This window comes from Spartinivicinus poritis (assembly GCF_028858535.1).
GTDB lineage: Bacteria > Pseudomonadota > Gammaproteobacteria > Pseudomonadales > Zooshikellaceae > Spartinivicinus > Spartinivicinus poritis.
Window position 1 is genome coordinate 53,309 of record NZ_JAPMOU010000002.1, and the last position, 17,906, is coordinate 71,214.

Sequence of the window (17,906 nt, forward strand, 5' to 3'; positions counted from 1 at the left end):
CTACAACAGTACATACTTGGAGAGTATTTTGAAAACCAGTAGTAGTATTTCAAAACATGTATTATCACCACTCAGCTTAGCAATAGTAGCTGCTATGCCTGCTGCACTAACTGCTGATGAAAACAAGCAAGATAATTATACTACCCTTGATTCTGTGGTAGTTACCGCTACAAAAACGGAGCATGAAGTTGCTACAGCACCAGCATCCATATCGGTCATTACCAGTGAACAATTAAAAGAAATGCCTGTGTCAGATATCAGTGATGCTATTCGGCATTCAGTGGGGGTATTTCAAGTCAAGAATGGTAATGGCCGACAAGGCATTGGTATTCGAGGGTTAGGCAGTGCGTACACACTGATTTTGGTGAATGGTCGTCGGGTTAACTCGGTGAATACGTTAATTCGTGGTAATGACTTTGATCTATCAACCATTCCTTTAAACCAGATAGAACGCATTGAGGTTGTTCGTGGACCAATGTCATCCTTGTATGGTTCTGAAGCACTGGGTGGCGTGGTAAATATTATTACCAAACAGGCAGATAACCAATGGGGTGGTCAAGTCAGTGTTGACTATGCCACACCTGAAGGCAGTGGCAGTGATGATGGTAATGAAACCCGTACCAGCATCAGTACCAGTGGAGCGTTAATTGAAGACAAGTTATTTCTATCGTTTCATGGCAATAAATACGATCGAGATGCCTGGACTCCTTTTCAGGAAGATTATACTACAACAACCATTAATGAGCGTGATGAGACCGGGTTAGAAGACCGCAATAGCACCAACGCTAACCTAGGCTTAACCTGGAAATTGACTGATAATCAGACGGTTGATTTTGAATATGGCTATGGTCATGAGGATCGCAAGTCAAATTTTGAATTTAAAGGGAGTAATGGAATTACCGACCACGAAACACGACGTGATACTTATTCATTAACCCATAAAGGGGATTGGGGTTGGGGCAATAGCCAAATACGTTATTACCAGGAAGAAACAGAATTTAAAGAAAGAAGTACCACAGTCCCTAATGGTGATGCTACCCAAACTAACCAAGTGGTGGATGGTTTTATTACTACCCAGTTTGGTGATCATGCAATCACCACTGGGGCTGAATACAGAACGTCAGAGCTGGATAATGATGTTAACTTAAAAACAACCGGTAGCGCCGACGTGTCGCAAAAGGCGCTGTATATTCAGGATGAATGGAAATTAAGCCAAGATTGGGCATTGACTGGTGGGGGCCGGCTGGATGATCATGAATTTTTTGGCCGGGAATTTAGCCCTCGCGGCTATCTGGTTTATACCCCAACAGAGGCATTAACCATTAAAGGGGGAGTCGGAATTGCATTTAAAGCCCCCACCTTAACCCAGCTTACTAAGGAATATAGCATTCCAAGTTGTCGTGGTAGATGTACTCTTATTGGTAACCCAGATTTACAGCCTGAAAAGTCCACAAGCTATGAGCTAGGCTTCACCTATCAAGGCAACAGTTGGGATCTGGGTGCAACGGTTTTCCGAACGGATATAAAAGACATGATCGCCAGGCAAAGTGAAAAGGATGAGAATAATAAAAAAAGAGATATTATTACCTACGAAAATATCAATAAAGCTAGAATTGATGGCATTGAGTTAACAGGTAGTGTTGATTTAACTGATAGTGTGTTTTTAACGGCTAATTATTCCTATACCGATGCACGAGACCGTGACACTGATAATCGGTTGGCAACCACCCCTCGAGAGAATGTCAATGTACGGTTGGATTGGGAAGTCGACAGTAAGTTAGGTACATTTACTCAAGCCCGCTGTATAGGTGATCAAAAAACCAGAGGTAATGACAATTTACCTGGATATAGCCTGGTCGATGTGGGTGTTACTTATCAATTAACCGAACAGGTCAATTTGCGTTCTGGTATCACTAATTTGGCTGATACTCGGTTGGATAAAAAAGATGATAACTTTGACTTTGTAGAAAGAGGCCGTACTTTCTATGCAGGGTTTACTGCATCTTTTTAACGAATAAACTCAGTGACCCAGGTCAAGGATGACCTTATTGTTTTTAAGTCATTTTTTTATAATCTCAATTAGCTAGTTATGGACTTCAAAAATAAAATCGCCCTTGTCACCGGAGCGGCACAAGGTATTGGTGCAGCTGTAGTCAGCAAACTTAGTCAGTATGGTGCAACAGTAGCGGCATTAGATATCGATGAAACTGCGCTCAATCAGCTTGTAGATAGCTACAAAAATAATTGCAGGCCCGTTTTACCTTTTGCAGTGGATATCAGTAACAGTAGACAAGTGAATCAAGCTGTAAGACAAGTAGAAGCTGAGATAGGCTCAATTGATTACTTGGTAAATGTGGCCGGTATTTTACGGATGGGAGATTTGCTTTCATTATCAGATGATGACTGGCAAGCCACTTTTTCGGTGAATACCACAGGTGTTTTCAATATATCTCGGGCAGTTGCTCATCATATGCAGCAAAGGTGTTCAGGCTCCATTGTAATGGTCAGCTCCAATGCAGCGTCTGTGCCTAGAATGCAAATGGGCGCTTATGCTGCATCAAAAGCAGCAGTGACTATGTTTGCTAAATGCCTGGCTTTAGAGTTGGCGGCATTTAATATTCGCTGTAATATTGTTTCCCCTGGTTCTACAGATACGGCAATGCAGCGAGCGTTATGGACTGATGACAGTGGGCCGGAAAGTGTAATCACAGGTTCACTTGAGCATTATCGGTTAGGTATTCCCTTACACAAAATAGCGACGCCAGAAACGATTGCAGATGCTGTATTGTTTTTATTATCTGACCAGGCAAATCATATTACCATGCATGATTTACGGGTAGATGGAGGGGCAACCTTAGGTGGTTAAGGTAAATATAAGGTAAAACAGCCACCAGAACCATTAATTAAACTATCATTGCTAAGTTTTATTGCTCCTTGCTTGTCGGCTTGTTGGTGAATTTGTGCAATTTCTTGGGCAAAATACAACCCTAGGTAGGTACTGCCAGTATGGGGGGGAACCAATGTTGTTGATGCTTTTTGACAAGCTATCATTTCTTCAGGAAAACCATCACCATTATCATGTACTTGAAGTATCAATTGGTCACTTTGTTGTTGAGCAAGAATTAGGATTTTATCTTTGGTATATCGAGCAGCATTAACTAATACGTTATTTATCAAACACCCGATTAAATATTCGTCAAAATACCAAGAAAGGTGGTCATCACATTTAATACCGACGTTAACTCCCTTATAGTGAAATAAGTATTGATTTCTTGCTATTTGCTCCTCAATAAGATCAATTAAAAACAATTGTTGTTTATTGACGATTAACTGCTGATCTTGCAATCGATAAAAACTTAATAACTGAGTTAAGTCATTATTTATTCTGGATGATTCATAGTAGAGAAGAGCATAATTATCCACAGCTGCTTTATTATCTTCTGGTATGTGAACGCTTAGTGTATCTAATGCTTGAATAAGCATGGATAACGAATTTTTTATATCATGGGCGCAGGTAGCCAGCACCATTGACATATCTAGGCTAGTGTTAGGCTGTATATTTTTTTGCTTTTTCATGCCACTGCTGAACAGGCTTAAGTAATTTTTGATAGCGGTTGAATTGAGGGTGGGTTTCCCTCAGGTGCTTAACATTGGTTAATGATTGATCGCATAGTTCAAGCCATTTTGGTGAGAACTCTTCTTGTAGTAGATACAAACAAGTTTGGATTAAATTGAGATTGAGTCCAGGATGTCTTGGTGAAAGCTCCAGTGCTTGTTTAAACTTCTCAGCTGCTTGTAAGTAATCTTTTTGCTCATAAAGGATAATTCCCTCCTTGTTAGCAATAGCTGCTTCTTGCCTGACTTTTTGGCTAACAGGTTCATCAAGAAATGCAATGACTTTATTTACAAAGGCCTTATCATCTGCATACTCTTCGACTAACTGATAAAAGATGGTTTCAGCAGTATCTTTGTGGTCGCATAAAAATAATGTTTTGGCTATTTCAAATTTGGTATTAGGTAAAAGTTCATGCTGCTGCGTATCATAGCTATTCTGTACTTTTTCGAATAGCTCATTCATTGTTGCTAAATCATTTTTATGAAAAGCAGCTTTTGCTTTCACTAGGTCAATTTTGGTTGATGTATTTAAATCAATACTAAAACGTTTGCTAACTTGTTTGAGTAATTGGTCAGACTCTTGAATGGCCTTTTCTGAATTTGCACCTTCATCTTCTTGGGACTGATCAATGAGACAAATGGCTAGATCAATATAATTGTCTGGATCATCATAGCAAGAGTTTTCACCAAGTTCTAACGTGCGCCTGAATGCTTTAGTTGCTATATCTAGACTACCTGCTTCATGGCTGACCTGGCCAAGTTTTTGTTGACGTAAAATAGTATGAGGAGATATGTCAATAGCTTGTTGTAATATTTTCTGTGCTTCTTCAGTACTGCCATGGGCAAGAAATACTTGAGCCATTTCATCATATCCTGCCATTGAATTTGGATTAACTTTCAGTAATTGCTCATAGTGTTTTATTGATTGATTTTTATCTCCCTGTTGGAATGCAATTTTACCTAGCATTTGGTGGGGCCAGTCTACATTGCGTTCAGATAAAACAGAGTTACATAGTTCTTTAGCTTCTTCATATTGTTTAGTTATAATCAACAACTCACATAACTGTTTCTGATACCACGGGGTGAGCCGATTTTCATTGGTGAGTGCTTCCTGACAATTTTCGATTGCCTGAGTGAATTGCTTTTTGCTAATCAGCTTTTTAATGGGGGAGAGTGCATTGCCTTGTTTAACCAGCTTTTCTAAGCGTTTTTTCAGTAGAGCCTGATTAATAGGCTTTGAAAGATAAGCATCAGGTTGGCACTCAAGTGCACCCATGACTAAATCTTTAGCTGTTTCGGCCGTTATAATAATGAAGATACAAGTTAGACTTAATAGGTTAAGATGCTTTAACTCTTCCAAGAGCTGTTGACCATTCTTGCCTTCACCTAAGTTAAGATCACAAATAATAATATCGTAACTTTGTTGACCACAAGCAGTTAAGGCAAGCTTAGCATTTTGGACCATATCAATAGAACTAATACCAATTTCTTGTAACATTTTTTTTAACGATAGCCGAAAGTTTTCAAAATCATCGACAATAAGAACTTTTTTCTTACTAAAGATGTTAAACTCGCTTGAGCTTGTATATTGTATGCTGTTAAAAACGTCCATTTCTTTGGCGAGCGCTCTATTTGCCCATCATTATTTTTAGTACTTTTGATAGTTAAGCTGTTCTCGTCAAAGTATAGCTAAAGTCGTAGTATTCGATGATGTACTACAGTGTCAGAATAGTGCTATAAATGCTTCACAAAAGTAACTTCAGTGTGCCTTTAATCCTTGTTTGCCATCATTGGATGGAGGTGCCCTTAGTAGGTTGTTATTAAAAAAATACATAATAAATAAGCACTAAATCTCGAATGGTTTTAGAGTATCAACCTACAACTGTGAAGCATAGCTATACTTCTTTTTAAACCAATGTTGATTGGATTGAAAAGTACAGGTGATTGTTGGAAATACTAGTTATTATTAAAAGCGAAGTAGATAATAGAGCAATCAAGTTGTGAAAATACCATTTAGACAGCAACCACTCGTACTTTTGATTGAAGATAGCATGCATGACTTTACTGCTATTCAACGAGCCTTTAGGAAGGCTGGATTTGAGGGGCATGTAGAGCACTGTCAAAAAGGAGAAACGGCCCTTGGTTATTTGGAGCAAGCAAAAGCAGATAGAGAAAAAGAAAAAAGCAACAGCTGCCTACCTTGCTTTATCTTGTTGGATTTAAACTTACCAGGTATTGATGGTATCCAAGTTTTACAATCAATTAAGACAGATAATACGCTAAAACAGATACCTATCATTGTTTTTACTACTTCTCAGAACCCTCAAGATATAAAAACCTGCTATCAGTCAGGAGTTAACTCCTATGTGACAAAGCCTATGGACTTAGCGGCATTCAATCATGCTATCGCTACAATATCAGAGTATTGGTTGAAAACCGTTTACTTACCTTAAACAATAACCATTATAAAATATGTTAAGTAACCGCCAAATATATTGACCTCGTAATGTATCTACAAACGATAAAAGAGTACTTCTTAAAAATATTGGTATTGGCTGTTAGTTATGCGGTTATTGGTAAATTATCAATCTTATTAGCCATTCCTCCAGGATTTGCTTCTCCTGTTTGGCCACCTGCTGGTGTGGCGCTTGGGCTAGTGCTGCTGTGGGGCTATCGATATTGGCCTGGTATATTGCTTGGTTCGATGACAATCAATATTTGGGTTTCTCAAGAGGCATATACCAATATTATTGCTTTAGCTAATGGGCTTGGTATAGCGTTAGGTGCATCACTGCAAGCGGTTATATCAAAGTGGTTGATTGAAAAAGTGACTCAACCACCCTGGGAACTGGAAGAAGTCAAGCAAATTACAGCGATTGTCGTAGTAGGAGGGCCCATTTGTTGTATTGTTTCTGCATCTGTCGGAAACACGGTATTATTGTTAAATGGTGTCATTCAAACTGATGCTTGGTTACCCGCCTGGCTAACTTGGTGGATAGGCGATAGTATCGGGGTTATGGCGTGTGCACCTATATTACTGGCGTTATTTACCAGCTCTATTACGACGGTAAGAAAAACGGTTGTGACTACGCCATTAATGGCTCTTTTAATCACAGTCATTTATTTATTCTTTTCTGCTCAACGTTGGGAACAGGAGCAACAAAATAGTCAAGCCATTAAAGAGATGGAGCGATCGGTAGAGTATATGCAAGACTACCTTGATGGTTATCTAATATCTCTTTATGCATTAGAGCGACTTTTTCATGCATCCCATACTGTCAGTCGTGATAATTTTAAGCGTTTTGCAAATGGCTTCATCAATAAATATCCAGGAATTCAGGCATTGGAATGGGTGCCCATCGTACCAGCAAGTAAAAGAGAACAACTTATTAAATCTGCCCATGCAGAAGGATTGAAAAATTTTGATATAGTTGAGTACAATCCACGTTTAAAAAAAATGGAAAGAGTAAAGCCCCGTGATACTTACTATCCGGTTTTTTATATTGAACCTATGACAACTAATGAGGCTGCTTTAGGCTATGACATAGGATCTAATTACCGTCGTTTAAAAGCTATCCAAAAAGCGCTAACAACACTTCAGCCGGTAGCCACTGAAAAGATTACGTTGGTTCAGACTATTGAGCCTGAACCAGCTTTTTTAGTATTAATGCCAGTCAATAAAAATAATACAGTGCTTGGTTTTGTTTTAGGCGTATTTAAAATTAAACCACTCATGGATAAGCTTCAGTCTCATTTGGGTAATTTAAATGCTGTTTTTAGTATTTATGATAAAAAAAATGAAGTGATATATGAATCAGCTCCAATGTTAAAGCAACAGGAGAAGCTTAAACCCCTAACTAACCTATTTAATTTAAGTCAAGTACTGTCAATAGCTGACAGAGAGTGGCGCTTGGATATTCAATTTAAAACCAATATTAATTTAGAGCATAGATTTTGGTCAATATGGCTACTGATTGTAGGTGGTTTTTTTATTATTGGTATGCTGAGTTATGTACTATTAATCATTACAGGGCAAGCAGAATCTACTGAACGAAAAATTCAACGACGCACAGTTGAATTGGAAGCGAGTAAACAAGCACTCAGCGAACAAGCACAAGCATTATCAAAATCCAATCAGGCATTGGAAGAGTTTGCTTATATTGCATCGCATGATTTAAAGGAACCATTACGAGGAGTCAGTAATTATTGTCAATTTATCAATGATGATTATAAAGATAAATTGGATCAACACGGTGGTGCAATGCTGGATAATATTCGCAAACTAACCAGAAAAATGGAATGTTTTATTAATGATTTGCTTAAGTATTCACGGGTAGATCATATTGAAGGTGTGCGAATTGAAACCAATTTAATGGAATTGCTATCTGATGTTAAAGAAGGGTTGTTTCATTTAATCCAAAAGGCAAATGTTGATATATTAGTGAAAGAGCCTCTGCCCATAATATATTGTAATAAAACAAAAGTTGAAGAGCTGTTTACTAACTTAATCACCAATGCAATTAAGTATAATAACAGCGAGCAGATTCAAATAGTGATTGGCTGTGATCTAAGCAAAGTGCCAGCTGTTTTTTATGTTCAAGATAATGGTATTGGTATTCCTGAACATTTACAACATAAGGTATTCAAAATTTTTCAGCGTTTACATACAGAAGATGAGTATGGTGGGGGGACAGGTGCTGGACTGAGTATTGTTAAAAAAATTATAGAAGGGTATCGCGGCTCTATATGGGTTAATTCAAAACCAGGAGCTGGTAGTACTTTTTGCTTTACTTTACCATTAGCAATGTCGAAAGCAGTTAACAGCGCAGCCAATAGCTAAATTAGGACTTCAGAACTCATCTTCCTCCTCTTTTTCTTCTTCCAGAGGTTCTAGTGTCAAGTTAGAGGTTATTGAAGAAGACTCTTTTTTTTCTGCTTCAGGTGTCGGTTTAGCTTTATTAGACTGTGCTCGTTTCAATATGGTTTGATCAACACTGTCTGTTGATTTGGACTCTAAATTAATACGCAGTCTAAGGTTATTTTTTGAGTCGGCATTTTTCAATGCTTCTTCTAATGATATTTTGTTTTCTTTGTAAAGGTTATATAATGCTGTGTCAAACGTTTGCATGCCCTGTGCCTCAGACTTCATCATCACTTCTTTAATCTCATCTACTTTACCTTGCTTAATTAAATCGCATAGGCGTGGTGTACCTAACAAAATTTCAATTGCAGCACAACGTTTGTTATCAATGGTAGGGACTAACCGTTGTGAAATAATACCTCGTAAATTTAAAGATAAATCTAAAAAAAGCTGTTTATGACGTTCTTCTGGAAAAAAGTTAATGATTCGATCTAAGGCTTGGTTAGCATTATTTGCATGTAAAGTGGAAATACATAAATGACCTGTTTCAGCAAAGGTAATAGCCTGTTCCATTTGTTCTTGGGTGCGTATTTCACCAATTAAAATAACATCAGGGGCCTGTCTTAAGGTGTTTTCCAGTGCATCTTCATAGCAGTTAGTGTCAACCCCCACTTCCCGTTGGTTAACGATAGACTGTTTGTGTCGGTGAACAAATTCAACGGGATCTTCAATGGTTATGATATGACCGGCTGAATGACTATTTCGATAATCAATTAAGGCGGCAAGTGATGTTGACTTGCCAGACCCGGTGCCGCCAACGAATAAAATCAGCCCTCGCTTTTGCATAATAAGCTTAGGCAGAATGTTGGGTAGACCTAAGTCCTTATAATGAGGAATTTCTGTTTTAATCGCGCGAACAACCATCGACACTTGATTTCTTTGTTTAAAGATATTGACTCTAAAGCGACCAATGCCTTGCTCAGCAACCGCGAGGTTCATTTCAGGTTTATGCTCGAAAGCGGTCCGTTGTTCTTCATCCATGATGGTATAGGCAATGTCTTCTACTCTACCGGGAGGTAATGGTCTATCAGTAATCGGCTGTAAGTTCCCATGAATTTTAGCACTGGGTGGGGCACCGGTTGTTAAGAACAGATCAGAGCCATCCTGTTCAGCAAAATAACGGAGATAATCAAGCCATTCCATTGCAAATACCTAGCTAGTCATTAAAGTGTCATAATTAAAGTACGCTAGTTGAATCCTATGACAGTATAGCAAGTGGTTTTGGGTTTGAATGGGTTTGCGCACCATTGCGATACCAGTGATAGCTTAAAATAAATAGGGAACTATTCATTACTGACTTAGTCTGATTTGTCACTAGCAAATAGCATTCGACTCATATAGTATTTATACGAGCCAATAAATTGATTCTACTTGAGTGTTTATCATTTTAGAAATTTGCCAGAGGAATAAACGACAGCACGTGGGTTGAGGATGTGGACTGGGAGTAAAGTTCTTTGAGAATAAGAGTCTGTCTAAGAGAGTGTTATGGAATCATATAGAAATGATTAATAAATTTATAAAACACTTGTTATGTTTAACCTTTCTCTTGGCTGGGCCTACAGGATTTTCAGCAGCAGAAAATCACATAGGCGTCAGTAACATGCATACGACAAGTAAATGGATAACTAACTTAGCTGCTTTTAATGATAAGGCCTGTAAAGTCACATCCGAATATAAAATAAAGCTTCACTATATTCATGATCAATCTGTTCATACTTCTCTGGATCATAGTGTAACCGAAGGTGCTAGCGGAGACTGCCACTGCTGCTTTGGGAACTGTTCTTCACTAGCTAATTCCTCCAGTAATCACTTGCTATTAACACTACCCACTATTCATTATCCTGCTATAAAACTAGCTGGGTTAAAGCTATTTATTGATCCTCATTTTCGCCCTCCTATAGTCTAACTCTAATACGTTGTCAGCATATTTTATTTAAATCATTATAACCAATTAATGATTTGAAAAAGCTATAGCTAATGCGGTTAGCATCGGCTCTGTATATTTTACTGCTGACAATTAATCTTCCGAAAAAACATATCCTTTATGCTTAATAGCGAAAGGAAGAACCTGCTTTTATCAATATTAAATGCAGAGGGTATCTACTGCCTGGCTGCAAAGGAATTTTCAAATGAGCCTTATAGAACAAAAAATGAAAGTGGTTGACTGTAATGCGTTTAATAGCCTCTTATTTCAAGATTGTAATGAAGGGCTTTTTATATATCGTATTAGTGGTTTGTTTAATGGTGAAATTCATGAAGTGACAGGTGTTTTGAGCCAGTATAGAAATAAAGGAAAGTCAACCATTTATCCTCATGAAGAGATTGATCATCAGCGGCTGGTTACTCTTCGGCAAGAAATAATACAACAGCAGGGTATGAGCACTCCTTGTTACTTAGTGACAAATAGTAAGTTTTTTCCTCATTATGCATTATCAAGGTTAATACAATCAAAGCAGCCAATGGTGACTTTTAAAGATAATGCATTAACTCATTCAGTTTTTTATATTCATGAGTCTATTGATTGTTTAGAGGTCATGTTAGCAATTAATCGTATCGAACATTTTCTTATTGCTGATGGCCACCACCGTTTTACAGCCTATCAACAAATTAATAGTGGTATTGATAGCATTGTTCCACTCCCGGTATTTATTACACATACATCTGAAGCCAAAGTAAGGAGTTTTGACTTGGTATGCCGACTCAATGAGCATTTTGATTGGCAACAACTTATTGATCATTGTAACCAGCTAGGACTGCAAGTTTGTAATGAAGCACAGGCTGGTTACTTGATCCAATATCAAAATAATAAGTTGGCACTTGCTTTTAATTCGCTGCATGATAGGGAGGGTATTAATCAATCAAGCTATAATCATAATTTTATATTAGAAAACCTCAGTAGTCTTAATGGAATAGAGGCTATTTTAAGTGAGGCATTCGCATTACAGAATGAAAGCTATTTGTCTGATATCAGCCTAAGCTCTCATTACTTATTCATACAAACCCCTTCACCCAGTATTGATTTGATTTACCAAAGTGCCTTACAAGGCCACTTACTTCCTAAGAAGTCCACATGTTTTCTCTTCAAACCTTATGAGGGGATTATGAGTCATTTACAGCAACTTTTTAAGATGGCTTCTTAGTGAGAAGCCATAGTAATGCCATTAACCCTATTAAAAAAAGAAGGTAATTGTATGCTTTTATCAAAATCACTTGCTAATGATACTCAATCATTATTATTGCCTAAGCAATATTGTGCCAATGATTTATACGATGCGATTGGTAAAGTCCCTATTGTTCGGTTAAACCAATTACACACTTTATGTGAAAAACATAAAGTGTATGTGAAGTTAGATTCTTGTAACCCTTCTGGCAGTATTAAAGATAAGAACGCAGTTTATTTAATAAAACAGGCTGAGCTACAAGGTTTATTAAAACCGGGTGGTACCATCATTGAGTCAAGTTCAGGAAATTTTGGTTTGGCTTTAGCAAGTATTGGTGCCTCAAAAGGTTATAAAGTCATTATTGTTATTGATGCAAAAACACCACCACCTGTTGTTAAAATGCTCCGTGCTTATGGCGCTGAGTTAGTTGAGGTACCATTAACACTAGCGGATAGTGCAGGATCAATGCAAAAAGCTAGAATGGCCCATGCACATAAGCTTGCTAAAGAAATAGTTAATTCCTTTTATCCTTGTCAACATTTAAATCCAGATAACCCTGCAGCTCATCAGGAATATACTGCCAAGGAAATTGCTGAAGCTTTTTCAACACCTCCTGATGCTGTTGTGGTTGGAGTGAGTACTGCAGGTCAATTAGCTGGTATTGCCCGCTATTTTAGAGATTACTCGCCAAGTACTAAAATTATTTGTGTTGATGTGGCTGGGTCTGCTGTACTAGGCATGCCGCGGCATGCATATAAAATGATTGGTTTAGGGTTATCCTTTGTACCACCCGTATTTGAAAGACGTTATTTAGATTACGGATATAATGTGACAGATCAAATCGCATTTTCGATGTGTCATCAGCTGGCCTCTAAAGAAGGCTTATTACTAGGGGCATCAACTGGTGCGATTGTGAGTGCAGGACTTGCTTATTTACAAGCTCAGTCACGGGCAGTAACGATCGTTTTAATTAATCCCGACCGGGGAGATCGTTATTTAGATACTGTTTATGATGTTAAGTGGTTAGAGCAGCATGATCTTGCTTTGTTAAATCGTTGTGAGTTAATGCAAGCAATCAATAACATGCAACCTGTGGTATTTCCAGAGAAAACCAAAGGAATTGTCAGTGAAAAGCTTTAAACAGAAATACTTTCCACTCCTTAAACAGTTTTTGCCTATGTCAGCCAGTGATATGGTAATGGCATTAGGGGATCCAATAATTGTTTTTGTGTTGGCAAGCTTACCAAATGGCACATTATATTTAGCCGCGTTTGCTTTGGGTAAAGGTGTTGCTGTCTTTTTTGAAAGTCCAATTATTTCTATTTTACCTACTTCAAACGCTATGGCAGGTCAAGCTAAAACACGACAGTTATTATTGCGCTTTGTACTGTTGCTAGGTAGTGGGTTAACAGCTGCTATGTTACTAACGGGAAGTTTGATCAATATACCGGCGTTATTTCAAATTAATCAATCAGTTTGGGAGGCTGCTTTATTACTTATTTTGTTACTTTGTCCCTGGCCATTAGCTATTGCATTGCGCCGGTTTTGGCAAGGACAGATTATTCGCGCTGGATTTTCTGGGCTTATTGCTAAAGGCTCATTGTTACGTTGTTTATTGTTAGCTGCTACCGCTTTTATTATGGCGGCAGTGACGGATCGTGGTGAGTGGATAGCAGCGGGAGCATTACTGACAGGTGTTTTTGGTGAGTTATTATTTATTCGATATCAGGCTATTAAAATCGCTTTGGTTGAAGAGACGCCTAAAAGCTCGTTACCTATCAATTTAAGTGAGATGGGGCATTATTATTGGCCACTAGCACAATCCATGCTTTCATTATGGGGCGCACGCTTATTGTTACCTTTTTTCATTGCCACAACCGGTGAATTATTTATTGCTGTGTGGGCGGCAGGCTGGGCATTGGTGATCAGTGTGAGTAATGGGGTAAGGATGGTTCAACAGCTAGTGATTCGTAATATTAATCATATAGCACGAGAATCGTTGTGTTATTTTTCCCTTGGAGTAGGGGGCGCATTTAGTTTTATACTGTTTTGTATGGCTGTAACGCCCTGGGGGAAAGCTTTTTGTCGTTATTATGGAGGCTCTCAGCTGCTAGGAGATAATATAAGTAACGTCATATTAGCGGCTTGTTTATTACCATTGCTGATGTCATTGCAAAACTATTTACAGGGATTATTAATGGTTAAATCCTTAACGAAGGAGATAGGGCGTTCAGCTCTGATAGCAAATGGCCTGATGGTACTGGGTGCCTTATTATTCACTCAACAAGGTTATCCTCCTTATTGGATAGCATTGATAGTGAGTATGGCTACGACGGTGGAAGTGTGTTTATTAGCCTTCTATTTAAAAAGCAATGAGCAGAGTCAGTCTGGCAAGCGATTTTTTACACATAAGTCAATCAACCCTTCGTGATTTAGAGGTATCTAATCATGCTTATATTTAATAAACTTTTTTAATGCTTAACTCTGAAGCCACGGCATCTAGTCGTTTAGACCGTTGCTGTAGTTTACAGGTAGGCACTGCAGGAAACAGGTGATGTTCTACATGATCAAACATATTCTACGTTAGAATAGCGTTAACCTGGTTACGAATGGTTCGTGCGACCAAACCCTGTTCTTCGCAGTGGTGATGAACAGTCCAGACCGCGAAAAAGGAAGTTAAGCACTGGGCTGTTAACATTGCCTGTATATGGTGTTTCACATCAATATCCCTGCTACCTGCGTTCATGTTGATCAGTTTGGTATCTTGTAATTATAAGTAACCTCAAATCACCTACACTGTCATTACAGTAGTCACAAGAAAAAATAGCATCATCCTCAAGTGATACCAGTATGCCAAAAAGCCGTTTGCACCTGGGAATTCGCGGAAAACTCATTTCGATTTTCAGCCTGATTAAAGTCCTTCCGTTGTTGTTGCTGGCTTGGATTGCCTGGGATCATAGCGTTAACCTTGGCCATAAGGTGGTTGATGAAAGTCAGCAAATGGCTGACAGAATGTTACATACAGTGGCCACAGTAGGGGAAGTGACCACAGCTCAGTCAGTGAAAGCGTTGGATGCACAAGCGCAAGCAGCTATTGAGCGTTTAACGGTAGACACTGCTGAGCAGGTAGCACAGTTTCTTTATGAGCGAGATAAGGATTTACTTTTTTTAGCTGAGCAGCCCCCCCATCCGGATACCTATCGACAATTTATCACGCATCGAACAGCTGTAGTGACGTTACATCAGCCCTGGCAAATGGATGAAGCGGGAAAACAATGGCAGCCTGTTCGGCCTGTGAGTATTAAATATCAGCAAATAATCCCTCGTGTAGAGGACAATCGTACCGCCTTTCATTATCGTCCACCGGATCATTTAGGTATTAATGAAAATAGGCCGCTTTATCGAGAAGTCAGTTTTTTGAATGTAAATGGCCAGCAACAGATTCGTATTTTATCAGACCCAAACCAAGCTGCTCCGTTATTGGATGTGTCTCGTGCTGAAAATACCTGGTATAAGGCAGAGCACTATTTTGCCAAGCTCAACTCACTGAAAAAAGGTGATATTTATGTCTCGGATGTGATTGGTGCTTATGTGCCATCACCGATTATTGGTGCTTATACGCGTGCCAAAGCAACACAAAAAGGCATTTCTTTTTTACCAGAAAATGCGGGTTATGCAGGTAAGGAAAACCCAGTAGGGAAACGATTTGAAGGGATTGTGCGGTGGATAACCCCCGTTTTTCAAGCAGGTAAAAAAATAGGGTATTTATCATTGGCGCTAGATCATACCCATATTATGGAATTTACAGATCATCTGGTGCCTACTCAACAGCGCTTTACGCCTATCTCTGATGCCAGCTCAGGAAACTATGCGTTTATGTGGGACTATTTAGGACGGAATATTTCCCACCCGCGCGATTATTTTATTGTGGGGTACGATCCAACCACCGGTGAACAGGTACCTAGCTGGTTAGATCAAGTCACCTGGCAGCAATGGCAGGATAGCGGTTTATCTTTTCAGCAATTTATTACTCAACAACCACCTTATAACGCACAGTCATTAAAGCGCAAGCCTGCTTTAGCACAAGTGGGTAAAGGTCAAATAGCTTTAGATTGTCGCTATTTACATTTTGCGCCTCAGTGTTCTGGTTGGTGGAATCTTACTGAGGAAGGAGGGGCTGGCTCGTTTGTTATTTTTTGGAGTGGGCTCTGGAAAATTACGACGGCAGCAGTTATTCCCTATTATACTGGGCGTTATGCAAACAGCGCACGTGGTTTTGGCTTTGTCACTATTGGCGCTAATGTTGATCAGTTTCATGCAGCGGCTATGTCCACAAAAGATGAAATGACGGGGCTGATTCAACAAGCTAACCAGCAGCTGGAAAATAAGCGTAACTCATTAATTGCTGGGATTAACACCACGCTACAGAAAATCACGGTTCAGTTAACGGCTTCAACGGCTGTGATGGTGTTGTTGGTCATTTTAATTGCTATTTGGATGGCTTCTTATCTCACCAATCGGCTGAAACAAATTATCACTGGAATGAATACCTTTACTTCAGGTGATCTGACCCATCGACTGGCTACAACAACAGAAGATGAGGTAGGTGAGTTAATTGACACCTTTAATGAACTGGCCAATACCATTGAGCAAAATGTAAAAAGTTTAAATGGTGAAATCCATCAGCGAAAAACCGCTGAAGCCAAACTGGCACAAGCTAAAAATGAGCTGGAGCACCGGGTTGAAGAGCGTACCATAGAACTCCGTATGAGTAATGAGCAACTGAAAAAAGAAAATAAAGAGCGAAAAAAAGCGCAACGACAAATTGAACATTTGGCTCGTTATGATCACTTAACTGGGCTGGCGAATCGGGTGCTGTTTGGTGAGCGTCTAAAACAAGCGATACAACTGTCGTCAGTGACTAATGAAGCGTTGGCTTTATTATTTATTGATTTAGATGGCTTTAAAGAAGTGAATGATTCGTTAGGGCATGAAGTCGGTGATTTATTGCTGAAGCATGTCGCCCGCTGTTTAGAAAGTGCTGTTCGAGAAGGAGACACTGTGGCTCGGCTTGGGGGAGATGAGTTTGCCATTATTGCAGGGGGAATTGCCAGCCATGATGTGTTAGTGGATGTGGCTGAGCGGCTATTGAAAAAACTGTTAACCAAAGCCTGTCTTGATGGCCATTGTCTGCGAGCCGGAGGGAGCATCGGGATTGCCTGTTATCCTGCTGATGCCAAAAATCAGGATAAGTTAATTCATTTTGCTGATATGGCCATGTACCAAGCAAAGCACAGTGGAGGGGGGAATTGTTATCGGTTCTTTACTCCAGCCATGCATGAGCGGGTACTTCATCATCAAAAAATTGAGGCAGAGCTGAATCAAGCGATTCAACAAAATGAACTCAGGGTGTATTACCAACCCAAAGTGAATTTACAAACAGATGCAATCTTTGGCATGGAAGCACTGGTTCGCTGGCAGCACCCGGAGCGTGGCTTATTACCCCCTTCGGAGTTTATCGAAATTGCTGAGCATACTGGGCAAATTATTGAGTTGGGGGCTTGGGTATTGGCAGAAGCATGTCGCCAAACCAACTACTGGCATCAACAAGGAATTGCAAGCTTGCAGGTGTCAGTGAATGTATCAGGTTATCAAATTGATCAGCGCTTTGTAGAGCATGTTAATGAGGTGTTAGCCACCACTCAGCTCAATCCACAACAGTTAGAGTTGGAATTAACTGAGTCTATTTTAATGAATGATACCCCTGCAATTAATGTAATTTTAAAACAGTTGAGGGATATAGGGGTCGCTATTTCTATTGACGACTTTGGCACAGGTTACTCCTCTTTTGAGCGTATTAGAGCCTTACATTTGGATGTGATTAAAGTAGACAGAAGTTTTATTAAAGGGCTAGGGTCGCCAGATGATAATGCCATTGTTGATGCAATTATCAGCATGGCAAAAACTTTAAAAGTCAAAATCTTAGCGGAAGGTGTAGAAACTACAGCGCAGCGTGAGTATTTACAGCAGGCTAATTGTGATGCCGCTCAGGGCTACTTGTTTAGCAAACCACTGTCATCAGCGTCATTTGAGCAGTTGCTAACTGATCGTAAACGACAGTCGTCATCCTAATTCAGCAAATCAAGGTGAGAGGTGTTTTCTTGTACAGGCTTGAGTGCTAGCCTGACAGATCTGCTTATGTTTTAGGT

The 17,906-nt window shown here is 39.3% G+C and carries 13 protein-coding genes; 9 read left to right on the top strand and 4 right to left on the bottom strand.

Annotation, left to right across the window (positions count from 1 at the left end; all coding sequences use genetic code 11):
* The first annotated feature begins 28 nt into the window (after nucleotides 1-28).
* Entirely contained in the window at nucleotides 29-2,011 is a 1,983-nt protein-coding gene (locus tag ORQ98_RS01850) for a TonB-dependent receptor domain-containing protein (RefSeq protein ID WP_274687073.1), read from the top strand.
* A gap of 78 nt (nucleotides 2,012-2,089) precedes the next feature.
* Nucleotides 2,090-2,866, top strand: coding sequence for a 2,3-dihydro-2,3-dihydroxybenzoate dehydrogenase (locus ORQ98_RS01855; protein ID WP_274687074.1), 777 nt, complete (start codon nucleotides 2,090-2,092; stop codon nucleotides 2,864-2,866).
* Here ORQ98_RS01855 and ORQ98_RS01860 read toward each other — a convergent pair.
* The gene (locus tag ORQ98_RS01860) at nucleotides 2,863-3,576 is read right to left on the bottom strand and encodes a sensor histidine kinase (protein ID WP_274687075.1); all 714 of its coding nucleotides are present in this window, start codon (nucleotides 3,574-3,576) and stop codon (nucleotides 2,863-2,865) included. The genes ORQ98_RS01855 and ORQ98_RS01860 overlap by 4 nt on opposite strands.
* Complete coding sequence (locus tag ORQ98_RS01865; protein ID WP_274687076.1) at nucleotides 3,548-5,227, bottom strand: tetratricopeptide repeat-containing response regulator; 1,680 nt, start codon at nucleotides 5,225-5,227, stop codon at nucleotides 3,548-3,550. The genes ORQ98_RS01860 and ORQ98_RS01865 overlap by 29 nt, the downstream gene beginning before the upstream one ends.
* 388 nt (nucleotides 5,228-5,615) lie before the next feature.
* Here ORQ98_RS01865 and ORQ98_RS01870 point away from each other — a divergent pair, with 388 nt between their 5' ends.
* Both ORQ98_RS01870 and ORQ98_RS01875 read left to right on the top strand, forming a co-directional pair.
* On the top strand, nucleotides 5,616-6,068 hold the full coding sequence (locus ORQ98_RS01870; protein ID WP_274687077.1) for a response regulator: 453 nt from the start codon (nucleotides 5,616-5,618) through the stop codon (nucleotides 6,066-6,068).
* Nucleotides 6,069-6,121: 53 nt separating this feature from the next.
* The gene (locus ORQ98_RS01875; RefSeq protein ID WP_274687078.1) at nucleotides 6,122-8,455 is read left to right on the top strand and encodes a CHASE domain-containing protein; all 2,334 of its coding nucleotides are present in this window, start codon (nucleotides 6,122-6,124) and stop codon (nucleotides 8,453-8,455) included.
* Between the two features lie 9 nt (nucleotides 8,456-8,464).
* On the opposite strand, the gene ORQ98_RS01880 is transcribed toward ORQ98_RS01875, so the two are convergent.
* On the bottom strand, nucleotides 8,465-9,679 hold the full coding sequence (locus ORQ98_RS01880) for a PilT/PilU family type 4a pilus ATPase (RefSeq protein ID WP_274687079.1): 1,215 nt from the start codon (nucleotides 9,677-9,679) through the stop codon (nucleotides 8,465-8,467).
* A 358-nt stretch (nucleotides 9,680-10,037) separates the two neighbouring features.
* Between ORQ98_RS01880 and ORQ98_RS01885 the strand changes: the two genes are divergently transcribed.
* The 4 genes from ORQ98_RS01885 (at nucleotide 10,038) to ORQ98_RS01900 (ending at nucleotide 14,128) form a co-directional block, all read left to right on the top strand.
* Nucleotides 10,038-10,442: a hypothetical protein gene (locus ORQ98_RS01885; RefSeq protein ID WP_274687080.1), complete on the top strand. Its 405-nt coding sequence runs from the start codon at nucleotides 10,038-10,040 to the stop codon at nucleotides 10,440-10,442.
* A gap of 223 nt (nucleotides 10,443-10,665) precedes the next feature.
* Entirely contained in the window at nucleotides 10,666-11,676 is a 1,011-nt protein-coding gene (locus tag ORQ98_RS01890; RefSeq protein ID WP_274687081.1) for a DUF1015 family protein, read from the top strand.
* A 51-nt stretch (nucleotides 11,677-11,727) separates the two neighbouring features.
* On the top strand, nucleotides 11,728-12,837 hold the full coding sequence (locus ORQ98_RS01895) for a cysteine synthase family protein (RefSeq protein WP_274687082.1): 1,110 nt from the start codon (nucleotides 11,728-11,730) through the stop codon (nucleotides 12,835-12,837).
* On the top strand, nucleotides 12,824-14,128 hold the full coding sequence (locus ORQ98_RS01900) for a hypothetical protein (RefSeq protein ID WP_274687083.1): 1,305 nt from the start codon (nucleotides 12,824-12,826) through the stop codon (nucleotides 14,126-14,128). The genes ORQ98_RS01895 and ORQ98_RS01900 overlap by 14 nt, the downstream gene beginning before the upstream one ends.
* 147 nt (nucleotides 14,129-14,275) lie before the next feature.
* Here ORQ98_RS01900 and ORQ98_RS01905 read toward each other — a convergent pair whose 3' ends face one another.
* Nucleotides 14,276-14,416 (bottom strand): hypothetical protein, encoded by a 141-nt coding sequence (locus ORQ98_RS01905; RefSeq protein WP_274687084.1) that lies wholly within the window; start codon nucleotides 14,414-14,416, stop codon nucleotides 14,276-14,278.
* 131 nt (nucleotides 14,417-14,547) lie between these two features.
* On the opposite strand from ORQ98_RS01905, the gene ORQ98_RS01910 reads away from it, so the two are divergent.
* Nucleotides 14,548-17,829 carry a putative bifunctional diguanylate cyclase/phosphodiesterase gene (locus tag ORQ98_RS01910; protein WP_274687085.1) on the top strand — a complete coding sequence of 1,094 codons (3,282 nt, stop codon included), beginning with the start codon at nucleotides 14,548-14,550 and terminating at the stop codon, nucleotides 17,827-17,829.
* The last annotated feature ends 77 nt before the right edge of the window (nucleotides 17,830-17,906 follow it).

What these genes read in the sequence shown, in the direction of transcription:
- ORQ98_RS01855 (WP_274687074.1), top strand. Translation starts at nt 2,090, where the DNA reads ATGGACTTCAAAAATAAAATCGCCCTTGTCACCGGAGCGGCACAAGGT.
- ORQ98_RS01860 (WP_274687075.1), bottom strand. Translation starts at nt 3,576, where the DNA reads ATGAAAAAGCAAAAAAATATACAGCCTAACACTAGCCTAGATATGTCA.
- ORQ98_RS01865 (WP_274687076.1), bottom strand. Translation starts at nt 5,227, where the DNA reads ATGGACGTTTTTAACAGCATACAATATACAAGCTCAAGCGAGTTTAAC.
- ORQ98_RS01875 (WP_274687078.1), top strand. Translation starts at nt 6,122, where the DNA reads ATGTATCTACAAACGATAAAAGAGTACTTCTTAAAAATATTGGTATTG.
- ORQ98_RS01880 (WP_274687079.1), bottom strand. Translation starts at nt 9,679, where the DNA reads ATGGAATGGCTTGATTATCTCCGTTATTTTGCTGAACAGGATGGCTCT.
- ORQ98_RS01885 (WP_274687080.1), top strand. Translation starts at nt 10,038, where the DNA reads ATGATTAATAAATTTATAAAACACTTGTTATGTTTAACCTTTCTCTTG.
- ORQ98_RS01890 (WP_274687081.1), top strand. Translation starts at nt 10,666, where the DNA reads ATGAGCCTTATAGAACAAAAAATGAAAGTGGTTGACTGTAATGCGTTT.
- ORQ98_RS01895 (WP_274687082.1), top strand. Translation starts at nt 11,728, where the DNA reads ATGCTTTTATCAAAATCACTTGCTAATGATACTCAATCATTATTATTG.
- ORQ98_RS01910 (WP_274687085.1), top strand. Translation starts at nt 14,548, where the DNA reads ATGCCAAAAAGCCGTTTGCACCTGGGAATTCGCGGAAAACTCATTTCG.